This is a genomic window from Pedobacter gandavensis (assembly GCF_014172405.1).
In the GTDB taxonomy this organism is placed as follows: Bacteria; Bacteroidota; Bacteroidia; order Sphingobacteriales; family Sphingobacteriaceae; genus Pedobacter; species Pedobacter gandavensis.
Genome location: NZ_WNXC01000007.1, coordinates 324,122 through 351,037, shown reverse-complemented (window position 1 = coordinate 351,037; position 26,916 = coordinate 324,122). Strand labels below are relative to the sequence as shown.

17 protein-coding genes and 1 rRNA gene are annotated in these 26,916 nt (G+C 38.6%); 4 read left to right on the top strand and 14 right to left on the bottom strand.

The window, feature by feature from the left end:
• Positions 1-3 precede the first annotated feature (3 nt).
• Positions 4-115: ribosomal RNA gene (gene rrf / locus GM920_RS18735) — 5S ribosomal RNA — on the top strand.
• A gap of 502 nt (positions 116-617) precedes the next feature.
• Positions 618-1,598 carry an acyl-ACP desaturase gene (locus tag GM920_RS18730; protein ID WP_182960312.1) on the top strand — a complete coding sequence of 327 codons (981 nt, stop codon included), beginning with the start codon at positions 618-620 and terminating at the stop codon, positions 1,596-1,598.
• Between the two features lie 92 nt (positions 1,599-1,690).
• Here the strand turns inward: GM920_RS18730 and GM920_RS18725 are convergent, their stop codons facing one another.
• The 11 genes from GM920_RS18725 to pyrR form a co-directional block, all read right to left on the bottom strand.
• Complete coding sequence (locus GM920_RS18725) at positions 1,691-5,083, bottom strand: methylmalonyl-CoA mutase family protein (RefSeq protein WP_182960310.1); 3,393 nt, start codon at positions 5,081-5,083, stop codon at positions 1,691-1,693.
• A gap of 186 nt (positions 5,084-5,269) precedes the next feature.
• Positions 5,270-6,937 carry an alkaline phosphatase PafA gene (gene pafA, locus GM920_RS18720; protein WP_182960308.1) on the bottom strand — a complete coding sequence of 556 codons (1,668 nt, stop codon included), beginning with the start codon at positions 6,935-6,937 and terminating at the stop codon, positions 5,270-5,272.
• 123 nt (positions 6,938-7,060) lie between these two features.
• Positions 7,061-8,347: a bifunctional folylpolyglutamate synthase/dihydrofolate synthase gene (locus tag GM920_RS18715; protein WP_182960306.1), complete on the bottom strand. Its 1,287-nt coding sequence runs from the start codon at positions 8,345-8,347 to the stop codon at positions 7,061-7,063.
• Positions 8,348-8,376: 29 nt separating this feature from the next.
• Positions 8,377-9,192, bottom strand: a complete 816-nt coding sequence (locus GM920_RS18710; RefSeq protein WP_182960304.1) for an energy transducer TonB — start codon at positions 9,190-9,192, stop codon at positions 8,377-8,379.
• Positions 9,192-9,593, bottom strand: a complete 402-nt coding sequence (locus GM920_RS18705) for an ExbD/TolR family protein (RefSeq protein WP_182960302.1) — start codon at positions 9,591-9,593, stop codon at positions 9,192-9,194. Before GM920_RS18705 ends, GM920_RS18710 begins: the two co-directional genes overlap by 1 nt.
• The gene (locus GM920_RS18700) at positions 9,593-10,303 is read right to left on the bottom strand and encodes a MotA/TolQ/ExbB proton channel family protein (protein ID WP_182960300.1); all 711 of its coding nucleotides are present in this window, start codon (positions 10,301-10,303) and stop codon (positions 9,593-9,595) included. Before GM920_RS18700 ends, GM920_RS18705 begins: the two co-directional genes overlap by 1 nt.
• Before the next feature lie 3 nt (positions 10,304-10,306).
• Positions 10,307-11,851 (bottom strand): SPOR domain-containing protein, encoded by a 1,545-nt coding sequence (locus tag GM920_RS18695; protein ID WP_182960298.1) that lies wholly within the window; start codon positions 11,849-11,851, stop codon positions 10,307-10,309.
• A gap of 55 nt (positions 11,852-11,906) precedes the next feature.
• Positions 11,907-13,610 carry a TonB-dependent receptor gene (locus GM920_RS18690; RefSeq protein ID WP_182960296.1) on the bottom strand — a complete coding sequence of 568 codons (1,704 nt, stop codon included), beginning with the start codon at positions 13,608-13,610 and terminating at the stop codon, positions 11,907-11,909.
• A 10-nt stretch (positions 13,611-13,620) separates the two neighbouring features.
• Positions 13,621-16,638 carry a tetratricopeptide repeat protein gene (locus GM920_RS18685; RefSeq protein WP_182960294.1) on the bottom strand — a complete coding sequence of 1,006 codons (3,018 nt, stop codon included), beginning with the start codon at positions 16,636-16,638 and terminating at the stop codon, positions 13,621-13,623.
• 132 nt (positions 16,639-16,770) lie between these two features.
• The gene (locus GM920_RS18680; RefSeq protein ID WP_182960292.1) at positions 16,771-17,703 is read right to left on the bottom strand and encodes an aspartate carbamoyltransferase catalytic subunit; all 933 of its coding nucleotides are present in this window, start codon (positions 17,701-17,703) and stop codon (positions 16,771-16,773) included.
• A 1-nt stretch (position 17,704) separates the two neighbouring features.
• Positions 17,705-18,253, bottom strand: a complete 549-nt coding sequence (pyrR, locus tag GM920_RS18675) for a bifunctional pyr operon transcriptional regulator/uracil phosphoribosyltransferase PyrR (protein ID WP_182960290.1) — start codon at positions 18,251-18,253, stop codon at positions 17,705-17,707.
• Between the two features lie 227 nt (positions 18,254-18,480).
• On the opposite strand from pyrR, the gene GM920_RS18670 reads away from it, so the two are divergent.
• The gene (locus tag GM920_RS18670; protein WP_182960288.1) at positions 18,481-18,915 is read left to right on the top strand and encodes a thiol-disulfide oxidoreductase DCC family protein; all 435 of its coding nucleotides are present in this window, start codon (positions 18,481-18,483) and stop codon (positions 18,913-18,915) included.
• Here the strand turns inward: GM920_RS18670 and GM920_RS18665 are convergent.
• From GM920_RS18665 to GM920_RS18655, 3 genes are all read right to left on the bottom strand, one after another.
• The gene (locus GM920_RS18665) at positions 18,910-20,619 is read right to left on the bottom strand and encodes a beta-N-acetylhexosaminidase (RefSeq protein ID WP_182960286.1); all 1,710 of its coding nucleotides are present in this window, start codon (positions 20,617-20,619) and stop codon (positions 18,910-18,912) included. The genes GM920_RS18670 and GM920_RS18665 overlap by 6 nt on opposite strands.
• Before the next feature lie 103 nt (positions 20,620-20,722).
• Positions 20,723-22,657: a 30S ribosomal protein S1 gene (gene rpsA / locus GM920_RS18660; RefSeq protein ID WP_062550146.1), complete on the bottom strand. Its 1,935-nt coding sequence runs from the start codon at positions 22,655-22,657 to the stop codon at positions 20,723-20,725.
• Positions 22,658-22,781: 124 nt separating this feature from the next.
• Positions 22,782-23,753 carry a helix-turn-helix transcriptional regulator gene (locus GM920_RS18655; protein WP_182960284.1) on the bottom strand — a complete coding sequence of 324 codons (972 nt, stop codon included), beginning with the start codon at positions 23,751-23,753 and terminating at the stop codon, positions 22,782-22,784.
• A gap of 75 nt (positions 23,754-23,828) precedes the next feature.
• Here GM920_RS18655 and GM920_RS18650 point away from each other — a divergent pair, with 75 nt between their 5' ends.
• Complete coding sequence (locus GM920_RS18650) at positions 23,829-26,882, top strand: SusC/RagA family TonB-linked outer membrane protein (protein ID WP_182960282.1); 3,054 nt, start codon at positions 23,829-23,831, stop codon at positions 26,880-26,882.
• The last annotated feature ends 34 nt before the right edge of the window (positions 26,883-26,916 follow it).

Genomic DNA, 26,916 nt, shown 5'->3' with positions numbered 1-26,916 from the left:
TATTTAGGTGCCTATATCGGCGGTGTCTACCTCTTCCCATTCCGAACAGAGAAGTCAAGCCCGCCAGAGCCGATGGTACTGCGGTAACACGTGGGAGAGTAGGTCGGTGCCAAATCTTAAAAGTAAGCCTGTAGGAAACTACAGGCTTTTCTTGTATATAACCTTTTTTCTATCGGTTTAGTTCCCGGCTGTTTTATTCGATAATCTGTTAGCCTTTGAATTGGATATTTGTTGGGTTAAATTAGCTGATTCCAGTACTTCGGTTTTAAAAATGTTGAGTATACATTATAAGATCATCTCCAATGGTTGGTTGAACTTTTATATTGTATAAGTATTTCAGTCTATAATATAGACTTTCAGATGGTACTAACTATATTTCTTGTGCAAGAATATATTCTTCAATCCATAGGATGCTTGAATACATATTTATCGAAATTTTTTGATACGTCTTTATTGAAAACTTATTCTTTTGTATGCTGTTATACTGTAATATGACCAAATTAAATGTCGGAATACTAGGTTTTTTAGGGGACTTAATTGCGAATAAAATAATTGTCTGACGAGAAAATCTGTAATTTTTGGTTATCTTTGAAACTAATTTAAAACATAAAAAAACAATGAGTTTTTTCGCAGAAAAAAGACGAGAAGTGATGCTACACATCGAAGGCTATATGCTTGAGGTGATGGATACTTACTTGAAACCGATTGACACTAATTGGCAACCTTCTGATTTCTTGCCGGATTCAACTAGTGATACATTTTTTCAGGATATAAAACAATTACGTGAGAATGCAGATGGGTTATCTTATGACCTTGTTGCTGTCTTAATTGGCGATACCATTACAGAAGAGGCTTTGCCTACTTATGAATCATGGTTGACTATGGTAGATGATATTACTAAGAATGAACAAGGGGGCTGGATGAAATGGGTTCGTCATTGGACTGCTGAGGAGAACAGGCACGGAGACTTACTAAATAAATACCTTTACCTTTCTGGACGTGTTGATATGCGTCAGATGGAAATTTCTACTCAGTATCTGATAGCTGATGGATTTGATATAGGTACTGGGCATGATCCATACAGAAACTTCGTATATACCAGCTTCCAGGAATTGGCTACCAATATTTCGCACAGAAGAGTAGCCTCTATGGCTAAGAAAGATGGAGATGTTTTACTTTCCAGGATGTGCGGTGTAATTGCTTCTGATGAAGCTCGTCATGCGAAAGCATACAAAGACTTCATGGCTAAAATATTTGAAGTGGATCCAAATGAAGCAATGGTTGCTTTTGAAGATATGATGCGTAAGAAGATCGTTATGCCTGCTCATTTTCTTCGTGAAATGGGCCTTAAAATTGGACAAACCTTCGGTCACTTTACGGATGCGGCACAACGTTTAGGAGTTTATACTGCAGTAGATTATGTTGAGATTATGCAACAGCTGATTGAAGAATGGAAATTAGATAGCATGCGCGATTTAAATGAAACAGGTGAAAAGGCGCGTGATTACATTATGGCCTTACCAAATAGATTATTACGTGTAGCAGATAGAATGAAAAATCCTACTATGGATTATAAGTTTAGTTGGATACATTCTTAATATAGCAATAAGCACAAACAAGAAAGCCTGAATAATAACTATTCAGGCTTTCTTGTTTGTGCTCTATTTTCAGATTGTATCAGGCTTCTATTTTACATATTCCTTCTGTATTGTCCGCCAACTTCATAAAGGGCATTTGAAATTTGTCCCAACGAGCAAATCTTGCAGACTTCCATAAGTTCTTCAAAGATATTTTTGCCTGCTATAGCGGACTGTTGTAGTTTTTTGAGGGCTAAGGCTGTATGTGATGCGTTTCTTTCTTGAAACGTCTTTAATGCAGTAATCTGGTATTGTTTTTCTTCTTCAGTGGCTCGAATTATTTCGCCTGGCACTACTGTTGGAGAACCATTTTTGTTTAAGAAGGTATTTACGCCCACAATCGGGTATTCTCCATTATGCTTCAAGGTCTCATAATAAAGACTTTCTTCCTGGATTTTTCCTCTTTGATACATCGTTTCCATCGCTCCTAAAACCCCACCTCTATCATTAATACGTTTGAACTCCTGTAATACTGCCTCTTCTACTAAATCAGTTAGGTCTTCAATAATAAATGCACCCTGTAATGGGTTCTCATTTTTTGCCAAACCTAATTCGCGGTTAATGATGAGTTGAATAGCCATCGCTCTACGAACTGATTCCTCAGTGGGTGTGGTGATTGCTTCATCGTAGGCATTCGTATGTAGGGAATTACAGTTGTCATAGATTGCATATAATGCTTGCAATGTAGTTCGGATATCATTAAAATCAATTTCCTGTGCATGTAATGACCTGCCAGAAGTCTGAATGTGATATTTCAACTTTTGAGAACGGTCATTTCCTTTGTATTTATTCTTAATAGCTTTGGCCCAGATTCGTCTGGCTACTCTTCCAATTACTGAATACTCTGGATCAATTCCATTGGAGAAGAAAAAGGATAGGTTAGGTGCGAAATCATCAATGTTCATTCCTCTGCTGAGGTAATATTCTACAAAAGTAAAGCCGTTGCTTAAAGTAAAGGCTAGTTGTGATATTGGATTAGCACCAGCTTCAGCAATATGGTAACCTGAAATAGATACAGAATAGAAATTACGTACTTTTTCAGTTATGAAATAACTTTGGATGTCACCCATCATTCTAAGGGCGAACTCTGTGGAGAAGATACAGGTGTTTTGAGCCTGATCCTCTTTAAGTATATCTGCCTGCACGGTTCCTCTCACAGTACTAATAGCATGAGCTCTGATCTTCGCATAAACTTCTTCCGGTAATACTTCATCACCAGTTACACCAAGTAGCATCAGTCCTAAGCCATTGTTACCTTCTGGTAGTAAACCACTATAACTTGGCCTCTGGATTCCTTTTGATTTGTATAGGGTATTTATTTTAGCCTCTACTTCTTGCTGAAGCCCTTGTTCTAAGATATATTTTTCGCATTGTTGATCTATGGCGGCATTCATAAAGAAACCAAGCAACATCGGAGCCGGGCCATTAATTGTCATAGATACAGAGGTAGATGGAGCACACAGATCAAATCCAGAGTAAAGTTTTTTTGCATCATCTAAGGTAGCAATACTCACTCCAGAATTACCAATTTTGCCATAAATGTCTGGTCTGATATGTGGATCTTCGCCGTACAATGTTACGGAATCGAATGCAGTAGAAAGACGGTGTGCAGGTTGTCCTAAGGATACATAGTGGAATCTTTTATTGGTTCGTTCTGGCCCACCCTCACCAGCAAACATGCGGGTAGGGTCTTCTCCATCACGTTTGAGTGGAAAAACTCCTGCAGCATATGGAAACTCTCCTGGTACATTTTCAGTAAGTAACCAACGTAAAATATCTCCCCAATCTTCATAGCGGGGTAATGAAACTTTTGGGATTTTTAACTTGGATAGGGATTCATAAAATAAAGGTTGCTTGATTTCTTTCTCTCTTACTTTATAAACGAAAAACTCTTGCTTGTATTTGATTTTGGTATCTGGCCATTGGCGGAGCAGTTTTTTACATTCACCATCCAATTGTTCTTCCAAATGTTGGTAAACATCTTGTAAAGCATGGGAGATGTTTACGGTGCCTGGAAGCTCTTTATTTAATTTCTCTTCCTTGGAAAGTTGTAGTACACCTTGTAATTGATACAATTTTCTAGCAATAGTACTTTGCTTTTCCACCCATTCATTATAAGTTTGACTGGCCTCAGCAATTTCTGCGAGATACCTGATTCGGTCAGGAGGAATAATGTATATTTTTTCAGACTGTGCAGAACTGAGTTCGATATGTGCGTTAAAGTCAACCTTTGTTTTCTCTTTAATTTTGGCCATAAGCGCGGAGAAAAGATTATTCATTCCTGGATCATTGAATTGGGAAGCCATGGTGCCAAAAACTGGGATATCTTCATCTTTTGCATCGAAAAGGTTGTGGTTGCGTTTGTACTGTTTACGTACATCACGTAGCGCATCCAAAGCACCACGTTTATCAAATTTATTGATTGCTACCAAATCGGCAAAATCGAGCATGTCAATTTTTTCCAATTGGGTGGCCGCACCAAATTCTGGTGTCATGACATAAAGGGAAACATCACAATGTTCGGTTATTTCCGTATCTGATTGACCAATTCCAGAGGTTTCTACTATTATAAGGTCATACCCGGCGGCTTTACAGATGTCAATGCTCTCTTGAACATTTTTTGATAGCGCTAAATTGGCTTGTCTGGTGGCTAGAGAACGCATATAAATCCTTGGGTTATTGATGGCGTTCATACGAATCCTATCTCCAAGTAATGCACCACCGGTTTTTCGTTTTGAAGGATCTACGGAGATAATTGCCATGGTTTTGTCTTGAACTTCCATTAGGAAGCGCCTAACTAATTCATCTACCAACGAAGATTTTCCTGATCCACCAGTTCCTGTAATGCCCAGTACCGGCGCCTGGTTTTTTAAGGTGAGTTTCTTTAGTTCATCTACAAAGGATTGTGCGCCCTCTGGATCATTTTCAGCAACGGTAATTGCTGAAGCTATACTTTTAATATTTTTTTGTGGGATAGATTTAAGTTCCCCGTTCAGACTGGTTACTGTTATATAGTCTGTCTGCTCAAGCATATTATTGATCATTCCCTGAAGGCCCATTTTACGACCATCATCAGGGGAATAAATTCTGGTAATTCCATATTCCTGTAATTCTGCAATTTCCGAAGGGAGAATTACACCACCACCACCAGCAAAAATTTTGATGTGGGAAGAACCACGTTCCTGTAATAGATCATACATGTATTTGAAATATTCAATATGACCACCCTGATAAGAGGTCATGGCAATTCCTTGTACATCTTCTTGAATCGCGCAGTTTACTACTTCTTCCACAGAACGGTTGTGTCCAAGGTGGATGACTTCTGCTCCTGAAGATTGCAAAATTCGACGCATAATGTTAATCGTAGCATCATGTCCGTCAAATAAAGCTGCTGCAGTTACAAAACGTATTTTATTTTTAGGTTTATAGATCTCGATTTTCTCCATAGAATGGTTTTATAGTTGGTAAACAAATGTAACAAAATCTAGCCTTAGGTGGTGAGCATAGCTAAATCAATACAAATGTGAAGCTCATAAAAAAGACCGTCAGGAAATTAACCCTGGCGGTCTTTTAAATCTATGGATTTTAAGTAGTCAACACCCTTTTAGTTCGAGGGGAATTGCTATTGAATTTTATTGGTGAGTAAGCTCCGTGATAGGTTCTCCAACACAACCGCTAGGCATTTGTATGTGTAACATAGCCGCTAATGTAGCAGCGATGTCTGTCATGTAATGTGTTTTATTTGTTTTCCCTGGTTTTACATTCCAACCCATAAATACACATGGGATGTGGGAGTCGTAGGGATTCCATGAACCATGAGTTGTTCCTGTTTTACTGTTGCTATCGAAATAATTTGATTGCAGGATAAAATAAATATCTCCACTTCTTCTCGCATTGTAACCGTTAGTTATTCGTGTTTTAATCGGTTCAGGTAATGTACTTGCTCCAACTTTATCTAAATCTACAGCATTCATGAAGCCTGTTTGAGTTTTTAAAAATTCAATGCTGAAAGCTTTAATGGCATCAAAATCTGCTTTCGCATTGTTGATCAATTTATGGTCAAAATAGATTTGATTGTTCATCGATTTAATGATGGCCTTTTTAAGTCCAAATTTTGCTTCTAATTGTCCATTTAATTCTTTCATTACTGGACCGTCGTCAACAGTACCACCTGGCAATTTATTTTCAGCCATAAAACCTGGTACATGTGCTGCACCATGGTCTGCAGATAAGAAAAATAAGTAATTTCCTTTACCTACTTTACTATCCAGGTACTCAAAAAAATCTGCAAGGTCTTTGTCTAATCTTAAGTACGTATCTTCTGCTTCGATGGAGTTCGGACCATATTGGTGACCAACATAATCTGTAGAAGAGCAACTCACAGCAAGAAAGTCGGTGGTGTTATCTTGTCCAAGGTCTTCAGAGAGAATGGCTAATTTAGCGAGATCTAAAGTCATGGTATTTCCATAAGGTGTACTTTTGATCATCTCATAGTTTTTTCCCATGTACAATTTTAAAGGATGAGGAAATGTTGGGCTCTGTTCTCCTCTCGCTTTTCCTTCATAGTTTTTATCGTCTGCTGTGCTTTGGGTATAGGTTTCAATTGGGTATAAAGTTGGCCAGTTTTTCTCATAAAACTTATTAACTAGCTTAATTTTATTGTAGTCCTGCATCCATGTTGGGAGTGAAGACATATAATAAGTGCTGGTAATCCAGTCGCCGGTTTGTCCATCAAACCAATAGGCTGCATTCGCTGAATGTCCAGCTGGCAGGATAGATCCACGATCTTTTAATGAGATACCAATTACTTTTCCCTTGAAATTTGTTGCCAGACGAAGTTCGTCAGTAATGGTTGTAGTCAACATGTTTTTTGGAGACATCATACCAGCCATTGTGGTACTTCCAACACTTGTTACGCTGGTGTCTTCTGCACAATAAACATTACGTCCAATTTGTTGATCATACCAATCATTACCGATGATTCCGTTGATTGCGGGAACAGATCCTGTATAGATACTTGCATGACCACATGCGGTATAAGTAGGGGTATAAGGGATAAAAGTATTCTCTGCAGAGAAACCTTCATTGATTAGTCTTTTGAAACCTCCGGCAGAATATCTGCTATAATAACGGTAAAGATAATCCCATCTCATTTGATCGATAACGAGACCAACAACCAACTTCGGTCTGTCAACTGATGCCGGAAAATCTTTTTTAGAAACAGTAGCTGTTTTCTTTTGTGCCATTGATACACTACAGGTAATAAGTAGTGCAGAAAATAACAGGTAAACTTTTTTCATTCTGTATTATTTTAAAAGCAAAGATTCGTTTATCATTAAATAAACGAATCATATTTTTGTGTTAAGGAATTTTTAAAGGTACTGAATCGAAGTAGGTTTTGATATTACTATTATGTAAAGATTTTATAGTACTTCAGCGACTACAAAAGTACTTCCTCCTATGAATACTAGGTCGTTAGCATTAGCGTTGTCCTTTGCAGCATGAAACGCCAATTGAACATTAAGAAATACATCGCCTATTAAATTATAATTTTTAGCCTGTTCTGCTAACTCTGTAGCAGGTAATGCTCTTTCTAATTCAGGTTGACAAAAATAATAATGTGCATCTTTTGGTAGTAGCTGTAAAACACCACTGATGTCTTTATCTTTAACCATCCCAATGACGATGTGTAACTGGTCGTGCGGAGTATCATTGATGTTTTTCATGACTTCTGTGATGCCTGCAATATTATGCCCGGTATCACAGATCACTAAAGGGTTTTCGCTTAACATTTGCCACCTTCCTTGTAATCCGGTTATTCCTTTTACATTCTTTAAAGCTGTATAAACGGCCTCGTTGTCAATTTGAAAACCTAGTTGTTTTAAGATTTGAATAGCTTCAACTACAGTTAGTATATTTTTACGCTGATAGCTACCATTGAGGTCTAATTCCAAATGCGGATATAATGTGGTAGTTCCATTGGAAATGGCCACATTTAGGTGTTTACCTGTGTTTTGAAGTAGCTGAAGTTGTAATTCCTGATCTGCAAAATAGATAGGACTATTGGTTTCAGTCGCTTTTTTTATAAATATGTCCTTGGTTTCCGGTTGTGTTTCTCCGATGACTATAGGTACATTTTTTTTAATAATTCCAGCTTTTTCTGTTGCAATTTCCGGCAGGGTAGTCCCTAGAATATTGGTATGGTCAAGGCTGATATTGGTAATTACCGAAAGTTCCGGATTAATAATATTAGTAGAATCTATTCTCCCCCCTAGGCCAACTTCGATGATCGCAATATCTACCTTCTCCTTTTCAAAATGGGAAAAAGCCATGGCTACAGTAACCTCAAAAAAAGAAGGTTGAAGTTTTTCCATTAAACTCTGCTGATCTTTGACAAAATCAATAACAAAGTTTTCAGGGATCATTTCACCATTAATTCTAATGCGTTCTCTGAAATCTTTGAGGTGAGGAGAGGTGTACAATCCTGTCTTGTATCCTGCCTGTTGAAGGATGGCCGCAAGCATATGTGAAGTGGAACCTTTGCCATTGGTTCCACCTACATGTATGGTTTTAAATTTGTCCTGCGGATTTCCCAGTTGTTCGCACATAGCGATGGTGTTGTGTAGGTCTTTTCTATAGGCTATTGCGCCAACACGAGTAAACATTGGTAGTTTACTGTACAAGTAATCAAGGGTTTGTTTATAGTTCATTTTGGAGTTCTGAAAAGAATACCAGGTTTTTATTTTACCTTAAAATTGAATACGACCACACCGATCTGAACATCAGGGGCATTATCAGCCTGCGTTAAACGGGCTCCCATCACAGCTTCTCTGCATTTTTGCCATAATTCTCTATCGTTAAGGGTAGTTCCTTTTACTCCGGGAGTTGCATCGATAACGATACCACTTTTATTGATCTTAATCCTTACTGCAATTTTTCCGGTTTTCTGACCATCATCTTGCGGTGTCACTAAATTGGTGAACTTTCTAAGTGCAATAGGGGTTTCACCGAATCCAGATCCACCTTCGCCATAATTGTTGGCCAGTGGATCACCGTCTTTGTCGCCTTGATTTCCAGGAGTTGTTCCTGTTCCATCACCGCCACCAGTACCTTTATTTGCTTTGCCTTTATAAAGGGCATTTTGGTTGATGACTGGCTTAGCGGGTTTACTTTCCACTGTTGCAGTAGGAGCGGCATTCTTAGGACTACTTTTTGTATTCACACTCACAGCATCTTCAGTACTTTGAGTGACAATTTCCTTTGTGCTATTTTGCTGAGTGGGGGTCTCCTTGGTGGGTTCCACTGGAACCACTTTATCTGGTGCCTTTTGATTGGCATTAGGATCCGCAGAGGGCTCCTCAATACTGGTATAATCGGTTCCCATTCCGGTTACGGAGGTTCCGTAGTTGACCACCATCCCACCCATTCCTGCTTCCACAGGAGGTTGGAATGAACCAATCACAATGAAGAAACTCAATGCGATGAGGGCAATCATAATACCAGTAGAGATGGCTACTGCTTTAGGATAATTATTTTCTTCCTTTGGGTACGTCATTATTTCTTAGGCTCTACAGCGAGTACAACTTTAAGTTTTAATTTGTTAGCTACATCAAATACTAACATGGTATTTTCGATGGAAACTCCTCTGGCTACATAAAGTACAATGGTTAGATCTGGAGATGCTTTTTGGTAGGCCTCAATTGCAGGAAGAATCCCCTCAAGTGTGGTACGTTCTTTATCTACATAATAATTCAACTTTTCATCTATGGATACGGTAACGGTTTTCTGTGCAGCAGATTGTTGTCCGGATTCTGACCTTGGTAATAACAATTTCACCACTTGGGGATTCACTGCAGCCGAAGCAAGCAGGAAAAACAACATGAGGAAGAACATGATATCATTCAGTGCGGAAGTATGAACCTCTACAGTTCCTTTATTTCTTTTACGTAGATTCATTATTTTCCTGGCTCCTCTAATAGATCGATGAACTCAATAGCGTCAGTTTCCATTCTTAAGATGATACGTTCTACCATCATATTTAGGATGTGATACAATACATAAGCGATGATACCGATGATCAAACCTGTTGCAGAAGTGATCATTTTGGTATAAAGACCACCAGAGATGGTTCCAATTTCGATTGCTCCTTTAATGGATACATCATGGAAAATGGTGATTACTCCAATAATTGTACCTACGAAACCAAGCATCGGTGCAATACCGGCAATAATTCCAAGGATACCAATGTTTTTCTCTAATTTGGATACCTCCAATTTACCATTATTTTCAATTGCAGCTTCAATGTCTTTGATTGGACGACCAATTCTTTTCAATCCTTTCTCCAGCATTCTGGCTAATGGAGAGCTATTGTTTCTACATAAAGTGATGGCATTATCCAATCTACCTTCATGAATATATTGTTTAATATGAAGCATCAGATTTGACTCTGTTTTAGAGGCTTTTCTGATGGTCAGGTATCTTTCAACAAAAATAACCAATCCAGCAAATGCAAGGAAGGCTAGGGGGATCATTACCCATCCACCTTTAAACAGTAGGTCGATGAAATGTAGTTCGGGAGCTGCTGCAGTTACGGCTTGACTGGCGTTATTAGCGGTATCAACAATTTTGTTAAGGCTATCATTAGCACCCTGTATTAATGCGATCATAATTTATAATGGTTTGTTTGTGTGTATGTATAAATCTTTAATGCCTAATTTTTTCTCCAGTACAGGTCTTTCTGCATCTGCGCTGTTATAGTCATTAAACGTTCCAATGCTAATTTTTATTTTCTTTTTCCCAGGAATAGGGGGAATAGCCTTTGCATTTAAGCCCAGAGATTTCATTTGGGAAATAAAACGATCTGCCTCTTTTTGATTGGCTACTGAAGCACCAATAATTTCAAAAGTCGTGGCGGTTTGTGTTGCAGAGGTATTAGTCTGCACAGCTTTAGAGTCGCTGGCCTGTGTTGTGTTTGTTGGCGTGGCCGTTATAGCTGTATCTTTTTTTACTGAGTCTTTTAGTGCTAAAGTATTTTTTATACTATCTGCATAAGCAAGAGAATCTGTGATTTGCTGTGCAGCTTCTGTGCTATTTCTGACTGTTACCGGAACAACGATAGGATCTTTACCTACTTTTAAAATGGGGTCAAATAGGTCAGGTCGGATAAAATATCCTGCTACCAATCCAATAAGCACTAGTAAAAGTGCAATTAAGATTTTCAGATAAAGTGGAATGCCAGACCTTTCCTCAGGCTCATCATTTGAGTTGTAGAAACCGGCATTGTCGACTGCTTTAACATCTACTGGTATTGGAGTGATAACTGGAATTGGCGCCTCAGCAGTTTTGTTGGCCTGAGCATAGCTATCATTAATACTTGGACGAGCAGAGGATGCTTCAAATATGGCCTCTGGTTGCTCTTCTATATTTCCAATGCTTTCAATTTCTGGTTGTGGTACTGGCTGTGTTGTATATTGCTTCGGTGTTTCAACTTCTGCTATTTCTTCAAAAATAGGTTGTTCATCTGGCTCAGGAATTAATTCTTTTTCTTGTATTGAAGAATTTTCTGGAGATTCAGCTATTGGCTCTTCGGCGATTTCTTCTATTGTTTCGTTCGAAGACGGTGATTCTTCGTAGCTTACTTCTTTTTCAAATACAGCTTCAGTTACCACTGGAGCTGATTCATCCCGAAGGTCTGCATTACTATTTTCAAGATCCAATTGTTCTTCTCTCAATTGATGTTCCTTCTCCTGCTGTCCAGTTTCTGAAGTTATTACTTCTTGAGCAACAGCCTCTGTGACAGATGGCGCTGAAAGCTCATCTCTGACAGGTGGTAAACCATAAAAATCAAAACCGAAGTTTTGATCATTTAAGGGCTTAAAGCTCAGTGTTCCTGAAGATTGATGTAATGTGCCTAGAGGCGCTAAACTGGATTCCTGATGTTCAGTGAGTTGTTTTTTAATTTCATCAACAAACTGATCTACAAAATAACTGGCGGAGTCTGGAGATATATGTCTTTCTTTACAGATGTGATCAATAAGCAATGTTTGCTCCAGCACTTCCGGATCGAAATCCAGCACAAAGCTGGGTGGCAAAAAGGAATGTGTTGCTGTATCATACCTTCCAGGTGATTTCTTTTTATAGATCGTTCCTAGTCCGGGGATCCCAACCTCTTTACGGGTTTTGATAAGCACTGTAAGGTATGATAACATGTCCATTCTGGTAAAATTAAATTTTAATTCTATATCCACCAATTATTAAATCGAAAACCGCTTAGAAGGAATATGTTAATCCTCCAAAGATATTGGTTCCGATAGTTGGGTAGTATAAGTATCTGCTGTAAGAAGAGTTGAACAGGTTATTTGCTCTTGCAAAAGCAGAAAACTTGTTGTTGATCTTATAGGTGGCACCAACGCCAAGGTCTACAAAACCTTTAACACTTACAATAGTCTCAATAGATGGATCAGGAATTACATAAGGACTAGCTGGGGCAGCAGTGTAAACTTTTGCTTTACTAGCGTCCTGAATAGCTACTGAGGCATTTAATCCAATTTTATCAGTCACATTAAATAATAAATCAGAGCTGATTCTCATTTGAGGCTTGTACCAGCTAGCTGATTCTTGTGCCGGTTGATAGTCTTCGAAATTTAATTTACCAGTCCATTTCAACGAATTACTAACCTGAATAGAGATTTCACCTTCTAAACCTGTCATGGAGGTATTTCCAAAATCATAGATTACATCGAAGCGGGTAGGGTTTGCGAAATTGTTTACAAACAAGGCCATATCAGAGATCTTCTTGTGGTATACTCTTGCTTTGTAGCCAAATCCCGGACCGCCTGTACCTTTGATACCTGCGCTGAACGACAATTTTTCTACCGAGTTTTTGATGTCGATATTAGCATTCAGGAATGGGTTTTCATCACTGAACTGTTTTAGTGAATTACGGTTTACATCACCCTTTACTTCGGCAAATAATTGCAGGTAATCAGGAATCAGGGTTAGGTCTGCGGTAACAGCAGGGAAGATTCTGCTTTTCGAGAAAGCACCAAACTCCTGTACAAAGTTAATCCCTGCATTGATTTTTACACCATTGGCTTCTAACCTGATGTAAGGATTTAATTTTAAAAGGTTATTGCTTACGTTGGTCAAAGCATCCTTCGTGTTTCCAAATTCTGTTGAAGCAGCAAGACCTAAATTAAAGCTGCTGATTCTTTTGTTGACATAACCATTTAAAATAACAGAGTTTTCTTTAGCCGCATACTTATCATTCCATAAGTAACCGTTTAATTTAACGGCATAGCTCAGTGCATCCGGATCATCAGTAAACTTGTTTACAATTTCACCTTCTGCTTCAATAAAGTTTAGCGTTTGTTTTTCTGGATTTAAGTTTAACTCCGGTTTTTCCGGGTTATAGCCATAGAAGAATAAGCCATTTCTTTGGTAATTGATGCGACCACTCAAAGTAAATTCATCACCAATACTTCTTCCAAAAACGCTCAATTGTTGTTGGTTTACCTCTTGTCCTGGTAATTTACCTTTTTGACCAAAATGCTTAAAGAAAGCGCCGGCTTGTAAAGCCTCATCTCTGCCCAGGTTGATATAAGCTTCACCGAGAACTGTAGTGCGGATGCCGAAGCCACCTTTCACGTAGTTATTGATCAACTCTGTTTCTTTTTCTTTAGCTACTTGTTGTGCTTGTAGTTTATTGATGTCAGAATTCAGCCCCAGTTTCCTGTCAGTCAGACTATAGTTGAATTTAGCTTTATAGGTCTTAACCGTGTTTAAATCCGGACTTCTTCTCAATTTTACGGCTTCAGCCAGTACTGGTTTATAAGGTCTTACAACTTCAATTTCTTCCGTTACGGCTTTTTCTTCAGTTTTCTTATCAGTAGTTTTTGTATCCTGTGCCAATGCGCTTAGAGATCCGGCAGTCACAAAAAGTAGGGTGCTATATATTAATTTCGTCAATCTCATCGTGCTTGTCTTATTTAATTTTCTTTAATTTTTCCTTAGCAGTCGGTACAATATCATCTTTACCGTCGTAGTTGTCTATGAGGCTTAGAAGTGTACTTTTAGCTTGTAAATTATCTTTTAATGCGACATAGTTGTCTGCCAAGAGGATGAAAGCTTTCGCCACCCAGTAATCATAAGAAGACATATTATTGATCAGGTCAAAACAGGTTTTTGTAGAAGTTTTGTATTCTCTTTTTGCATATTGAATGGCAGCAAGATTATATTTTGCTTCGGCAGCGGCCAGTGTTTTAGTTTTCTCAATCACATTGTTGAACGCTTTTATGGCTTGAGTTGTATCTGCTCTCACTAAATAAGCCTTTCCTGCATACAGGTCAGAACTGCTTTTTTCTTCTTGTGAAGATTTATCAGATTCTTTGATGATGGCTACATACTTGATCACATCATCGGGCATATTCAATGCGCTGTAAGCTTTTAAGAGGTTGTTGATGGCATAAGTATAATGCACTTTATAATCAGCAGTTGTTTCCAATCTTTTCAGGTAAACAATGGCTTCATTATATTTCTGTTGATCGAGGAATAACTTTGATATACTCACTAGTGAGCGTTCTGTATAATCACTGGTCCAATCGTTCAGAATATACTCATAGTCAGGGATAGCCTCATCTGGTCTGCCTAATTTCACCAATGATTCGGCTCTGATAAATTTGGCTTCTTTATCGTGAATTGCTTTCGGGAACTTGTCAAAATAAGCGTTTACAGCTTCAAAAGCACCTTTAGCATCACCCTTTAAATAGCGGTTATTGGCACCCTGGAAGACAATATTATCTTGTTCAGCAATTGAGAAATCGCCGATAGGTGTAGTTTTGGCATAGCCGATGAAACCTTCTGAATCACCTTTATCCACATAGATATTTTTTATAGACTCCAATGCTTGTTTGGCTTCTTCACTGCTGGCATAATCAGCAATTACCTTTTTAAAGGTTGTCAATGCCGCATCATCCTGATCCTGATTGTATTGAACTAATCCGATAGTGACTAATGCACGAGGCACATAACTACTGTGTGGGTACTGGCTGATTAATGCAATGAGGTCAGTTTTGGACTTGTCAAGATCTCCTTTGTTGAAATAAGTATAAGCAGTTTCAAATCCGGCGTCATCTGCATAGTTCGAATTCGGGAATAACTTCAACAAACTCTGCATTGTATTGATCTTTGCATCATTCTGACTTTCCAGACCTTGAATCATTCCGCGTTGAAACAGTGCGTAATCTTCTCCAGTTGCTTTGGAAGCAATGATTTTATTGTAGTTGACTAAAGCATTACCATAACTCTTATTTACAAAATATGAATCTGCCAGTCTGATGGTCGCGTCATTTACAGTTTTTGCGTCCTTATCATTCCCTTTCAGGAAGCGTTCAAAATAAGCTGCTGCTTTTCCGTAGCGCTCATCTTCGAAGGCGGCATAAGCCAAAGCGTAATTTGCAAAGTTATAAACTTCGGTTTTATCGGCTCCCGGCATTTCCAGGAACTTCTCAAAAGTCTGCACAGCTTCTCCGAATTTTCTCAATTCGTAACTAGCTTCAGCTTTCCAGTAGGTATTCAAGGCATGAATTTCCTGATCTTCAGGGAACTTTTCTGAGCGCAAGAACATAGACAATGCATTTGGGAATGCGCGTTCATTGTAGAACTCTAAACCTCTGAAATAAGTTACTTTTTGATAAGCTTCTTTAGCTTCAGGTGATTTGTCTGGAATAGGCTCCAGAATGTCAATGGCTGCCTGGTAGTTCTTACTGGTTAATAGAATCTCTCCCAATAAAGTTTTCGCTTCATTCGCTTTGCGCGATTTTGGAAATTGCTTTAAGAAGCTCTGTGTAGATTCTAGTGCCTGTTGATTAAAATCAAGCTCATAACTTAAGCGGGCATAATTAATCCAAGCTTCTTCTTGTATGAACTTATCAAAGTCAAGTCTCGAAGATCTAAAGAAAGCACTGCGTGCTTTTTCTTTATTTTTCAATTGGATGAAAGAGCGACCCAGTGTATACATACCACTTTGCAGGTACACATCGTCTGTATCTAGTTTTTCTAGAATTGCTACAGCCTCCTGGTATCTTTTCAATTGGAATAAAGAATACCCATATTGATAGATAAACAGGTTGTTTTTAACTTCTGATTTACTTTTTGCATAGTATTCCTTGAAATACTTCTCTGAATTGGTATAATCATCTTTAGCGAAATAGGACGCTGCAATCAGACTAAGCATTTCTGCTTCATACTGTTGTTTTGTAGTCTTTAAAATAGGCACAGCATAATTGATCACATCATCGTAGCGTTCATCCAGATAGTACATCGAAGTGATATAATAAGGATAACTCGCTTCGTAAGTAGGCGAACCTTTCAATTTCTCAAAGTTGGCCAATGCTGTTTTATATTCTTTGTTCAGGTAATTGATATAGGCGAAATAGTAAGTCGCGCTTTCCTGATATGGAGATTTTTCTTTTTTTACTGCTTCAAATAAAGGCTCTGCTTTTTCGATATCTTTCAACATGAAATAGGCGTAACCTTGTTTGAATTGATACTCCAAACGTTGTTTCTGTGAAAGGGTAGAAGGATCAGTTTTTTCAAACCAATCTAAAGCTTTTTGATAGTTTTCCTGAGCGAAATACGATTTACCAACATGAAAATAAGCAAGTTTCGTATTTGCATTTAAGGGATAATCTTTAATAAATTTCTGGAAAAGACTTTCTGCATCATTGTTTCCCAGTTCCAGCGCACAAACGGCAGCATAGAACTTTGCGTTTTCTTTAAGCAAAGACAATTCAGAATTACTCTCTTGTTGGGCATCTGCTTTTTGTCTGGCTTTGCCTACCAACCTAAATTGTTCTGCTGCTGCAACGTATTTTTCATTGTCCAGTAACTCCAGACCTGTTCGATAATTTTCATTGAGGTGAACTAGTATGCTGGACTGCGCATAGCTAGCTGTAAAGCTACCTGCTAAGAATAGCGGAATAAAAAGGTATTTTTTCTGCATCTGATTTCAAATATGGTTGCTACGAATATAAAAATAGTATTAGGTCTTGTCAGCATAAGAAACTAACAACTGTTGATAACACTGGTTTTAACGAAAAGAAAACAAGAATGTTATATAAAACTTCGCGAAGTTTTAATCTCTTTGAGAAGCAAGGAGATAAAGTACAGCCATTCTTACGGCAACACCATTTTCAACTTGTTCCAGGATGATGGACTGTTTGCTATCTGCTACATCACTGGTGATTTCTACGCCACGGTTAATTGGGCCAGGGTGCATCACTATGATCTCTTTATTCAGGTTGTCCAGGATTTGTTTGTTTAAGCCATACATCATGGCATATTCTCTTTGGGAAGGGAAGTATTTGATGTCTTGTCTTTCGAGCTGAATGCGCAGCATATTGGCTACATCGCACCAGTTTAAAGCTTTGATCAGGTTATGTTCTACTTTTACACCTAAACTTTCAATGTGTTTTGGAATTAGTGTAGTTGGACCGCATACCATTACTTCTGCGCCGAGTTTTTGCAGGCATAGGATGTTGGATATGGCTACCCTTGAGTGTAATATATCCCCAACAATCACTACTTTTTTGCCTTCCACATCACCTAGTTTCTGGCGGATAGAGAAAGCATCTAAAAGTGCTTGAGTAGGATGTTCATGCGCGCCGTCTCCAGCGTTCACGATTTGTGCATTGACATGTTTGCTTAGGAACTGACCTGCTCCTGCGTAAGGGTGTCTCATTACAACCAGGTCCACTTTCATGGCCAGGATGTTATTTACGGTGTCAATCAGCGTTTCTCCTTTACTTACTGAGGAAGAAGAAGCCGCAAAATTGATCGTATCAGCAGAAAGTCTCTTTTCTGCCAACTCAAAAGAGAGTTTGGTACGTGTGGAGTTTTCAAAGAAAATATTCGCAATCGTGATGTCTCTCAAAGCAGGTACCTTTTTGATCGGCCTGTTGATTACATCTTTAAAATTATCTGCAGTTTGTAAGATCAATTCGATATCATTTCGGTTAATATCTTTGATACCTAAAAGATGTCGGGTTGATAATTTTTCTTCTGCCATGTTATTTATTGCTTTCTGATATTAAGATTACTTTGTCTTCTCCTTCTGTTTCTTTCCAACTTACCTTCACGTGTTGTGAATTTAAGCTGTCTACCTGTTGACCGATATAATCGGGTTCAATCGGTAGGTGCCTTGAAAAACGCCTGTCGATCAAGACCATGAGTTCTACTCTTTCTGGTCGGCCGTAAGCCAATAATGCATCCATGGCAGAACGTATGGTACGTCCGGTCCACAATACATCATCGATCAGGATTACGTTCATCCCTTCAATAATAAAATCTATGGTGTTGGCATTGGCGGCAAGAAGGCCGTCCTTCCTTCTAAAATCATCACGGAAAAAGGTAATGTCAAGATTGCCTTTCTTTATTGTGGTTTTCTTAAGGATTTGGGACAGTTCATTTTGCACTCTATCGGCAAAATAACTGCCTCTTGGCTGAATGCCAATTAAAACAGTATTTGAAAAATCGTTATGGTTCTCAATTAATTGATGACAAAGTCTCTTAATTGTGATCTGGAATTTCTGACCGTCTAGCAGGGTTCTTTTTTGCATTGACTAAAGGATTGGTCAAATATAGTAAAATGTTCCAACTCTGTAAACTTGAAAAGGAATTTTTGCGTCAGATTTTTGGAAATTTAAAGCTTTCTAAGCCTAAAATCCTTTAAGTGTCTAATTTATAAAACTATAGGATTTGCCCCGGATTTAAAATATATCTTTGTCTAATTTCAGTATTGAAACAGGAACTGAATATTGAGATACTTTAAAGGAAAAGCAGACAAATGAATGAGAATGGAGCACATGGATTGATATTTTTTGATGGGATTTGTAATCTATGTAATCATACTGTTCAATTTATTATCCATAGAGATCAGCATGATTATTTTCGTTTCGCAGCATTGCAAAGTGAGGCCGCAAGAGATCAATTGGTTTTTCTAAACCCAGCAAACAACCGTACAGCTTTAAAGGAAAATCAAGAAGAATTGAATACCATTATATTGTTGGAGAACGGAAAAGTCTATTCTCGTTCTACAGCCGCATTACGCATCGTCAGAAGGCTCGGCGGACTTTGGCCATTGTTATATAGTTTGATCATCATTCCGCCTTTTATCAGAGATTTTTTCTATCATCTGATCTCCAAAAACAGGTATCGAATCTGGGGTAAGCAGGAAAGCTGTATGATCCCATCCCCCGAGCTTAAATCCAAGTTTTTATAAGGTGTACCTTTTACTATACTTGATTCCCATCATATCATATCTCCGAAACTGCTGCTTCAGTCTTTCCTGGAAATCTACAAAATTGCGCTTTGACTTAGGACTCCACAATACTTCAGTTAAGGCATCTAATCTCGGAAAAAGCATATATTCAACTTTAGCTGGATTCGTGATGTATTCCGTCCATAGGTTGCCTTGTGCACCCCAAATGTATTTGGCTTCAGCAGGTGTCAACACAGCAGGTACAGGCTCATAATTGTAGACATCTGCCAATGGTAAATATCTGGCTGCTGTTAAGGAATCATCCTTTAAAAACTGGGAGTGGTTAAAATACATGAAATTCTCTGGTGTCATGATCACCTTATGTTTTTGTTTTGCAGCAGCGATGCCACCTTTTTCCCCACGCCAGCTCATCACGATTGCATTCGGAGCAAGGCCACCGTCTAAAATCTCATCCCAACCAATAATCGTTTTTCCCTTACTATTCACAAACTTTTCGATCCTGTGAATGAAATAGCTTTGTAAGCCGTTCTCATCTTTTAAGCTTTTTTCTTTAATCAGTTGCTGAGAAAACGCAGATTGCTTCCACCAGATTTTCGAACACTCATCTCCACCGATATGTACATAAGGGGAAGGGAAAAGCGCCATAACTTCTGTAAGTACTTCTTCTAGAAAATTGAAGGTTTGCTCAGAAGGAAGTAAAACATTATTGAATTTATTGAAGATGCCCCAGGTTTCTGCTACTTTCTTCGGTTGATTTGGTGTAGTACTCAATTCCGGGTAAGCGGCAAGGACAGCCATGCTGTGGCCAGGCATTTCTATTTCGGGAATAATGGTAATGTATCGGTCTGCAGCATATTTGATTACCTCCTTTATTTCGGCTTGTGTGTAATAACCACCATGCCTAATGTTATCATTTCCTTTTCCTGGATAGAGACCAATAATAGAACCATCTCTCGAGGCACCAACAGTAGTTAGGCGAGGATGTTTTTTAATTTCGATTCGCCATCCATGGTCGTCTGTCAAATGCCAATGGAAATAGTTTAACTTATGCATGGCCAGGTAATCGATGTATTTTTTAACAAAATTGACATCGAAAAAGTGCCTGCTTACATCCAGATGCATTCCACGGTAGGCGAAGCGGGGATAGTCGGTGATGTTCACTGCCTTTACCTGCAAAGGAAATGGTTTTGCGGAAGGGGGGAGAAGTTGAATCAAGGTTTGAATTCCATAAAACACGCCAGCTGCTGAAGTGGAACGAATGGTTACAGACTGACTTTTAACATCCAACTTATACTGCTCTGGATTTTCCAAGTTAATCTTAGCTGTAGGGGCTCCTGGTTTTATCAAAGCGGGTGTTTTCTGTATATTTTGTTGAGCTACAGCAGTTTTAATGATACTTTCTTGCTCTGGCCTCTCCCTGATCAGGTTGATGACATGCTTGCTGTTGGCATCAGCTATAGTGGTTAGGGTGATATCCAATAAGTAATATTTCTTAATAAAGTTGATTAAGAATTCAGCGGAAGGTCTCAAACTACTGTCGCTGATAAAAACCTGCGTACTATGGTTTGCAATTGTAAAGTTATCCGTGGTTTTTCCAAGTTTCATTTCCACAGGTTGTGGGATTAAAGCAGGGGCAGGGTATTGTGCAAAACTACTCAGCTGAAGGCAAAGCAATACGCTCAGCATAGAAATAAAAATTTTCATAAAATGATGGGTACTAAAGACGGGTATTGATATTAACCTTGGCAAAATAGCAAAAAAAAAGGCATCCCGGATTGGGATGCCTTTTATATATTAGCTTAAAAGATTATTTAGCTTTGTTTTTGCTTTCTTCACCTTCCATTTGCTCTTTTAATTGAGCAAGTACGCCTAGATCGCCAAGAGTTGATTTCTCAACTGAATCTTTAACTTTCTTAACTGCAGTGTTTGAAGCTTTAGCTTCTTTTTTCTTAGTAGCTCTTTCTTCAGCAACAGCTTCAGCTTTAGCCTCTTCCCAGATACGGGCATGAGAAACAACGATACGTTTAGCATCTTTGTTAAACTCAATGATTTTGAAATCATTAGTTTCTTCAGCTTTGATAGTTGTTCCGTCTTCTTTAGCCATGTGTTTAGTTGGTACGAAACCTTCTACACCATATGGTAAAGCAATAACAGCACCTTTATCAGTTACTTTAACAACAGTACCTTGGTGAATTGAATCTAACGTGAAGATAGTTTCAAAAGTATCCCATGGGTTTTCTTCTAGTTGTTTGTGACCTAAGCTCAATTTACGGCTTTCAACATCTAATTCAAGAACAACTACGTCTAATGTATCACCTACTTTAGTGAATTCGTTAGGGTGGTTAACTTTTTTAGACCAAGAAAGATCAGAGATATGGATTAAACCATCAATACCTTCTTCAATTTCTACGAATACACCGAAGTTAGTCATGTTTTTAACTACAGCAGTATGTTTGCTTCCGATAGGATATCTTTCAGCAACATTTTGCCAAGGATCTTGAGTTAATTGCTTAATACCTAAGCTCATTTTGCGTTCGTCTCTGTCTAAAGTTAATACTTCAGCTTCGATTTCATCGCCAACTTTCAAGAATTCTTGTGGGCTACGTAGGTTTTGTGACCAAGACATTTCTGATACGTGGATTAAACCTTCAACACCAGGAATGATTTCTAAGAAAGCACCGTAATCAGCAACAGTAACAATTTTACCTTTAACCTTAGAACCAACAGCTAAGTTAGTATCTAAAGATTCCCAAGGGTGTGGAGTCAATTGTTTTAAACCTAATGCAATACGTTTTTTCTCATCATCAAAGTCAAGAACAACAACGTTGATTTTCTCATCTAAGCTTAATACTTCTTTTGGATGCTCTATGCGGCCCCAAGAAATATCAGTGATGTGAAGTAAACCATCAACACCACCTAAATCGATGAATACACCAAAGTCAGTAATGTTTTTAACAGTTCCTTCTAATACCTGTCCTTTTTCAAGTTTAGATACGATTTCAACTTTTTGGCTTTCTAAATCGTCTTCGATTAAGATTTTATGAGAAACTACTACGTTTTTAAACTCATGGTTGATCTTAACAACTTTGAATTCCATTGTTTTACCCACGTATACATCGTAATCGCGGATAGGTTTGATGTCAATTTGTGAACCAGGTAAGAATGCTTCAACACCCATGATGTCAACGATAAGACCACCTTTAGTACGGCTTTTAACAAATCCGTTGATGATTCTGTCATTGTCAAGAGCCTCATTAATAGACTCCCATGATCTTTGTGTTTTAGCTCTTTTACGAGATAAAATTAATTGACCGTTTGCGTCTTCTGGAGCTTCCACGAATACGTCAACGGTATCACCAATTTTCAAATCAGGTGTATCACGGAACTCAGAAGTAGATACTAATCCGTCAGATTTAAATCCTACGTTTAATACTACGTCTTTATTGTTGATAGACACAACAATACCGCTGATGATTTCACCTTGGTTGATTTGATTGAAAGTATCGGTATACATGTCTTCAAACTTTTTACGGTCTTCATCAGAGTATTTTCCGAAAACTTTGTCATCTGCATCCCAGTCAAAATCTTGATCAGGTGTTGCTAATGATGATTTGATCTGTTCGATCGACACTGAATCAGCTTCTGATTCAATGGTTTCTTTCTCAGTGAGACGAGCGTCTGCACCTTGTAATTCGGCTTTTTTAGCCTCTAGTTCTTTTTCTGCTACTTGTTTTTTAGCCATTAAAATTTAATCTCCTTTTCCCGTGAGGGACTACAAAGGTATAAATAAAATAATTTAAAGAAAAGAATTTCTTGATAAATGTTGTTGATTTAGAAGAGATTGGACGAAAAACGAGTGTTTTATACTATGTAGTGAACAAAACCAGACAGATTTCCGGATCAAAAAGTAGTACAAACATCTTAATCTTATGGGGTAGGTAGCCAAAGTATTTTTTGAAGGCACTGGTGAAATGAGTCGCGTGTTTATACCCCATCTTTTCTGAGACCTCAGAGATCCTCGAATCTCCTTGAAGCAACATAGCTTTAGCCTGTTCCATCTTATATTGGTTCAGATATCCATAAACCGTATTCCCGTAAACTGCCTTGAATTGCTTTTTTAAGTTAAACTCATTGGTGCCTACCATATGCGCCAAAGTCCGTAATGAAAATGGACGGTCAATGTTCTGGATTAGAATTTCTCGTGCTTCCTGCATTTTATCCAGCTCTTCTTGCTTTAGACGGGGGCTGGGTTGCTGTTGTAGTAATTCCAATTGTGAAATTTTGATCGCCAGTAATTCGATCACCTTAGATTCTAAAAACAAGCGTTCACAAAAACCCGTATGTGGAGAGTTCTCAATTCCATTTAAAATCGCATTGATTTCGGGGGTGATGTGTAGGTGCTGCGAGGAGAATAAAATAACCGGGTTAGTGGTAGCTTCCTGTTCTGATTGCAAATGAATTGCTGCCGGATGATCATCTGGTAAATACCTGGACAAAAAATCTGGACTGATCTCCACAAAAACAATCTCATTTGATTCATCGGCTAAGCCTTTCGGAAAAGCAGATTTTCCTGAGCTCCACAATAAATTATACTGTTGACTTTCCAGCAGTGGTAAGGTTGATGCTTGCCCATCCTCATCAAAAGATAATTTTCCTTTGAGTACGAATATCATTTGATAACCACGATGATTCACTTGTTCCTGAAGCAAGATAGCTCCTTGCTCTGCGCTTAAGGCCGTGTTTTTCTTAGAATAACCAATAGCAAGATCCCTGGATCCGTAAAATGGACGGTCTTTTATTTCTCCTTTTGGCGTCATCTGTTCTCCCTTTTGCGTCATCGGCTACTGATATCTTTGCGGCGAAGTTAAAGTTATTAAGATTAAATCTTAATAAAATATCAAAATAATATTTACATGAACAAAAAAGCTACCCTAATTATTTTCCTGTTAATGATCTCCACAGGTCTTCTTGCTCAGGTAAGGAAGATCACTGGGAAAGTGATAGATCAAAAGACTGGAGTAACCCTTCCAGGCGCAACCGTTATCCGCAAATCAACAAATGAGATCGTAAGTACTGATGGAGCAGGTAAATATTCCATCGACGCAGCAACCGGAGACTTGCTGATCTATTCTTATACGGGCTACGTTACTGTAGAACACAAAGTAACTGCGGATAAAAATATCATCAACGCTTACCTGGAGGACTCCGTAAACCAACTATCAGAAGTAATGGTGACTGGTGCCTTAGGTATCAAACGCCAGGCAAGAGAACTGGGAACTTCAGCAACGCTGATTAGTAATGAGGTCTTGAATCAAGGAAAAGTGGTAAACCCTTTACAGGGACTTGCCAGTAAAGTTGCCGGATTGAGAATCAATATGAACGATGCCACAACAGGTAAGACAGATCAATTGGTACAAATCAGGCTTCGTGGTTCCCGTTCATTCAATGACGCTAAAAATAATCCTATTTATGTAGTAGATGGGGTACCAGTTCCAGACATTGGACGCCTCAATCCAAATGATATAGAAAATATTACGGTGTTAAAAGGTGCAAATGCAGCTGCTTTATACGGTTCAGAAGGCGTAAACGGTGCCTTAATGATCACCACAAAAAAAGGAACCAGAGGCAGAGGTCTGGTTAGTTTCTCTAATACAACGACTTTCTCAGACGTTTATCTATTGCCACCTGCGCAAAAACAATTCGGACAGGGTCAGAACGGGGTGTATTCTCCAACAGAATATGAATCATGGGGACCAGCTTTTGATGGCAGCATCAGAGACCTGGGCTTAAAACTACCAAATGGGCTGCAACCTACCGCATTATATGCTGCTCCCTCCAAAGACAACCGTCTGGATATGTTCCAAACCGGCAGAACTTTACAGAATGACCTTTCCTTCTCCGGTGGTGATGAAAAATCTACCTACTATTTCTCGGTTCAGAATGTAAATATCAAGGGGGTAATTCCTGGAGATAAAAGTTCCAGAACAGGAGCAAGGTTTAATGGTTCTAGAACTTTTGGGAAATTGAATACTTCTTATAATGTCAATTATATTGCTGCAAGTAGAAATACCACACCAGATGGACCATGGTACAGCACCTATGTACAACCGGCAAATCTGGACCTGAATACCTTAAAAAATTGGAGAGATCCAAATTCAGCAGCTAATCCTCTAAACTATTATACAGACGCTACTGCTGCAAAAAATCCATTTTTCTTAATGGACAACAATAGAAATACTTCAAATCAGCAAACTGTTAATGGTAAGATTGAACTGGACTATGAATTTACACCATGGTTTTCTGCAATCTACCGCATTGGACTGTACAGTACTTCAGAGGAAAGCAGAGCGACTACCAATAAATTGGCTGCTCCTTCAGGAAATAGAAATGTGAACGGCTCAGTAAATGACGGTAGCAATGATTTCCGTAGGGTAAACAGTGATTTGATCTTGAACTTTAAAAAGGATTTTGGAAAGTTCACAACCAGATTGCTAGTCGGACAAAACATCCGTATGGATGATTCTAAAATGATTTCAATAGGGAGTCCAAATCTTTTATTCCCAGACTTGTTCAACCCTGGAAGCCGTGCAGGGGAGCTGGAAGGTGCTGCAACAATTACTAAATACAGAGCGTTAGGTACCTACGGAGAATTTACTGCCGGATACAACAACTATTTGTTCTTAACCTTAACCGGAAGAAATGATATCGTTTCGGTATTGAGCAAAGAAAATCGTTCTTATTTCTATCCTGGTGTAAGTACTTCCTTTGTATTTACTGAAGGGATTAACGCTTTAAAAGACAGTAAAGTGCTTTCTTTCGGAAAGATCTTTGCCTCTTATAACAGAACGGGTAATGTTACTTTAGACCCCTACAGCTTAAATAATGCGTATTCGCAGATCAATGGTTTTCCTTTTGGCGGATTAGTAGGGTTTACACCTAGCTTAACCAGTCCAAACAGAGATATTAAACCAGAATTTGTGACCTCTTATGAAGTAGGTACTCAGTTGGGCTTCTTCCAAGACCGCTTAAACCTGGAAGCTGCTTATGTGTATTCAGATTCAGACGGACAGATTTTTGATGCACCAATTTCCAGCGCTACCGGTTATAACAGTACCATTGTTAACGCAGGGCGATTGACCAATAAAATCATTGAATTGACGCTAAGTGGAGATGTGATCCGCAAAGATGACTTCAGGTGGAACATTGGTTTTAACTTTACACATATTAATAATAAGGTGAAAACTATTTTCGGCGGGCAGGAAGAATTCAGAATGTTCAGACAAGCTTATGCAGTAGTAGGACAAACTTATCCTTTATTAAAGGTGAGTGATTACTTAAGAGATGAACAGGGAAGAGTAATTGTGGATGCTAAAGGAAACACTACTACCGTAGCAGATAGCGCACCTCTTGGTACCATGGTTCCTCCTTATCAAATGGGCTTAAGCACGATGATCAACTTTAAAGGAATCAGTATCGGTGCTCAGTTTGACGCTCGTCTTGGCGGTTGGTTGTATTCTGAAGTGGTGCCTAGAATGTACACTGCAGGTACACACCCAGCAACTGCTGCTTACAATCGCGAACCTTTTATTTTCCCTAACTCGGTTATCAATACCGGTACTGCAGCTCAGCCTGTATATGTAGAAAATACCTCGGTTTTCTCTAAAGGGGATAAAGCGTTCTGGGATGGACAAGGGAAAGTGCAGAGAAACACGGCTGCAAAATCAGACTTCTTTAAGTTAAGGGAGTTGAACATCAGTTATGCGCTTCCGAAAGCATTGTTAGCTAAACAAAAAGTGATTCGTGAAGCCAGCTTTGGCTTGGTAGGGACCAATTTATTTATTGTCAGACATAAGAGCAATACGTATGGAGATCCAGAATCATTGTATAATCAAACCGATGGTTACCTGAGTTTCAGACAAATTCCGCCAACCAGAATGTTTGGGTTTAACCTGAATGTTACTTTCTAATTTATTTAAGATATACACGCTGAAGAATAACATA

Excerpts from the sequence above, each read along its gene's own strand:
- GM920_RS18680 (WP_182960292.1), bottom strand. The coding sequence starts at position 17,703 with ATGGCAGAAGAAAAATTATCAACCCGACATCTTTTAGGTATCAAAGAT.
- rpsA (WP_062550146.1), bottom strand. The coding sequence starts at position 22,657 with ATGGCTAAAAAACAAGTAGCAGAAAAAGAACTAGAGGCTAAAAAAGCC.
- GM920_RS18715 (WP_182960306.1), bottom strand. The coding sequence starts at position 8,347 with ATGAACTATAAACAAACCCTTGATTACTTGTACAGTAAACTACCAATG.
- GM920_RS18665 (WP_182960286.1), bottom strand. The coding sequence starts at position 20,619 with ATGAAAATTTTTATTTCTATGCTGAGCGTATTGCTTTGCCTTCAGCTG.
- pyrR (WP_182960290.1), bottom strand. The coding sequence starts at position 18,253 with ATGCAAAAAAGAACCCTGCTAGACGGTCAGAAATTCCAGATCACAATT.
- GM920_RS18655 (WP_182960284.1), bottom strand. The coding sequence starts at position 23,753 with ATGACGCAAAAGGGAGAACAGATGACGCCAAAAGGAGAAATAAAAGAC.
- GM920_RS18670 (WP_182960288.1), top strand. The coding sequence starts at position 18,481 with ATGAATGAGAATGGAGCACATGGATTGATATTTTTTGATGGGATTTGT.
- GM920_RS18690 (WP_182960296.1), bottom strand. The coding sequence starts at position 13,610 with ATGAGATTGACGAAATTAATATATAGCACCCTACTTTTTGTGACTGCC.
- GM920_RS18710 (WP_182960304.1), bottom strand. The coding sequence starts at position 9,192 with ATGACGTACCCAAAGGAAGAAAATAATTATCCTAAAGCAGTAGCCATC.
- GM920_RS18685 (WP_182960294.1), bottom strand. The coding sequence starts at position 16,638 with ATGCAGAAAAAATACCTTTTTATTCCGCTATTCTTAGCAGGTAGCTTT.
- GM920_RS18700 (WP_182960300.1), bottom strand. The coding sequence starts at position 10,303 with ATGATCGCATTAATACAGGGTGCTAATGATAGCCTTAACAAAATTGTT.
- GM920_RS18725 (WP_182960310.1), bottom strand. The coding sequence starts at position 5,083 with ATGGAGAAAATCGAGATCTATAAACCTAAAAATAAAATACGTTTTGTA.
- GM920_RS18650 (WP_182960282.1), top strand. The coding sequence starts at position 23,829 with ATGAACAAAAAAGCTACCCTAATTATTTTCCTGTTAATGATCTCCACA.
- GM920_RS18730 (WP_182960312.1), top strand. The coding sequence starts at position 618 with ATGAGTTTTTTCGCAGAAAAAAGACGAGAAGTGATGCTACACATCGAA.
- pafA (WP_182960308.1), bottom strand. The coding sequence starts at position 6,937 with ATGAAAAAAGTTTACCTGTTATTTTCTGCACTACTTATTACCTGTAGT.
- GM920_RS18705 (WP_182960302.1), bottom strand. The coding sequence starts at position 9,593 with ATGAATCTACGTAAAAGAAATAAAGGAACTGTAGAGGTTCATACTTCC.
- GM920_RS18695 (WP_182960298.1), bottom strand. The coding sequence starts at position 11,851 with ATGGACATGTTATCATACCTTACAGTGCTTATCAAAACCCGTAAAGAG.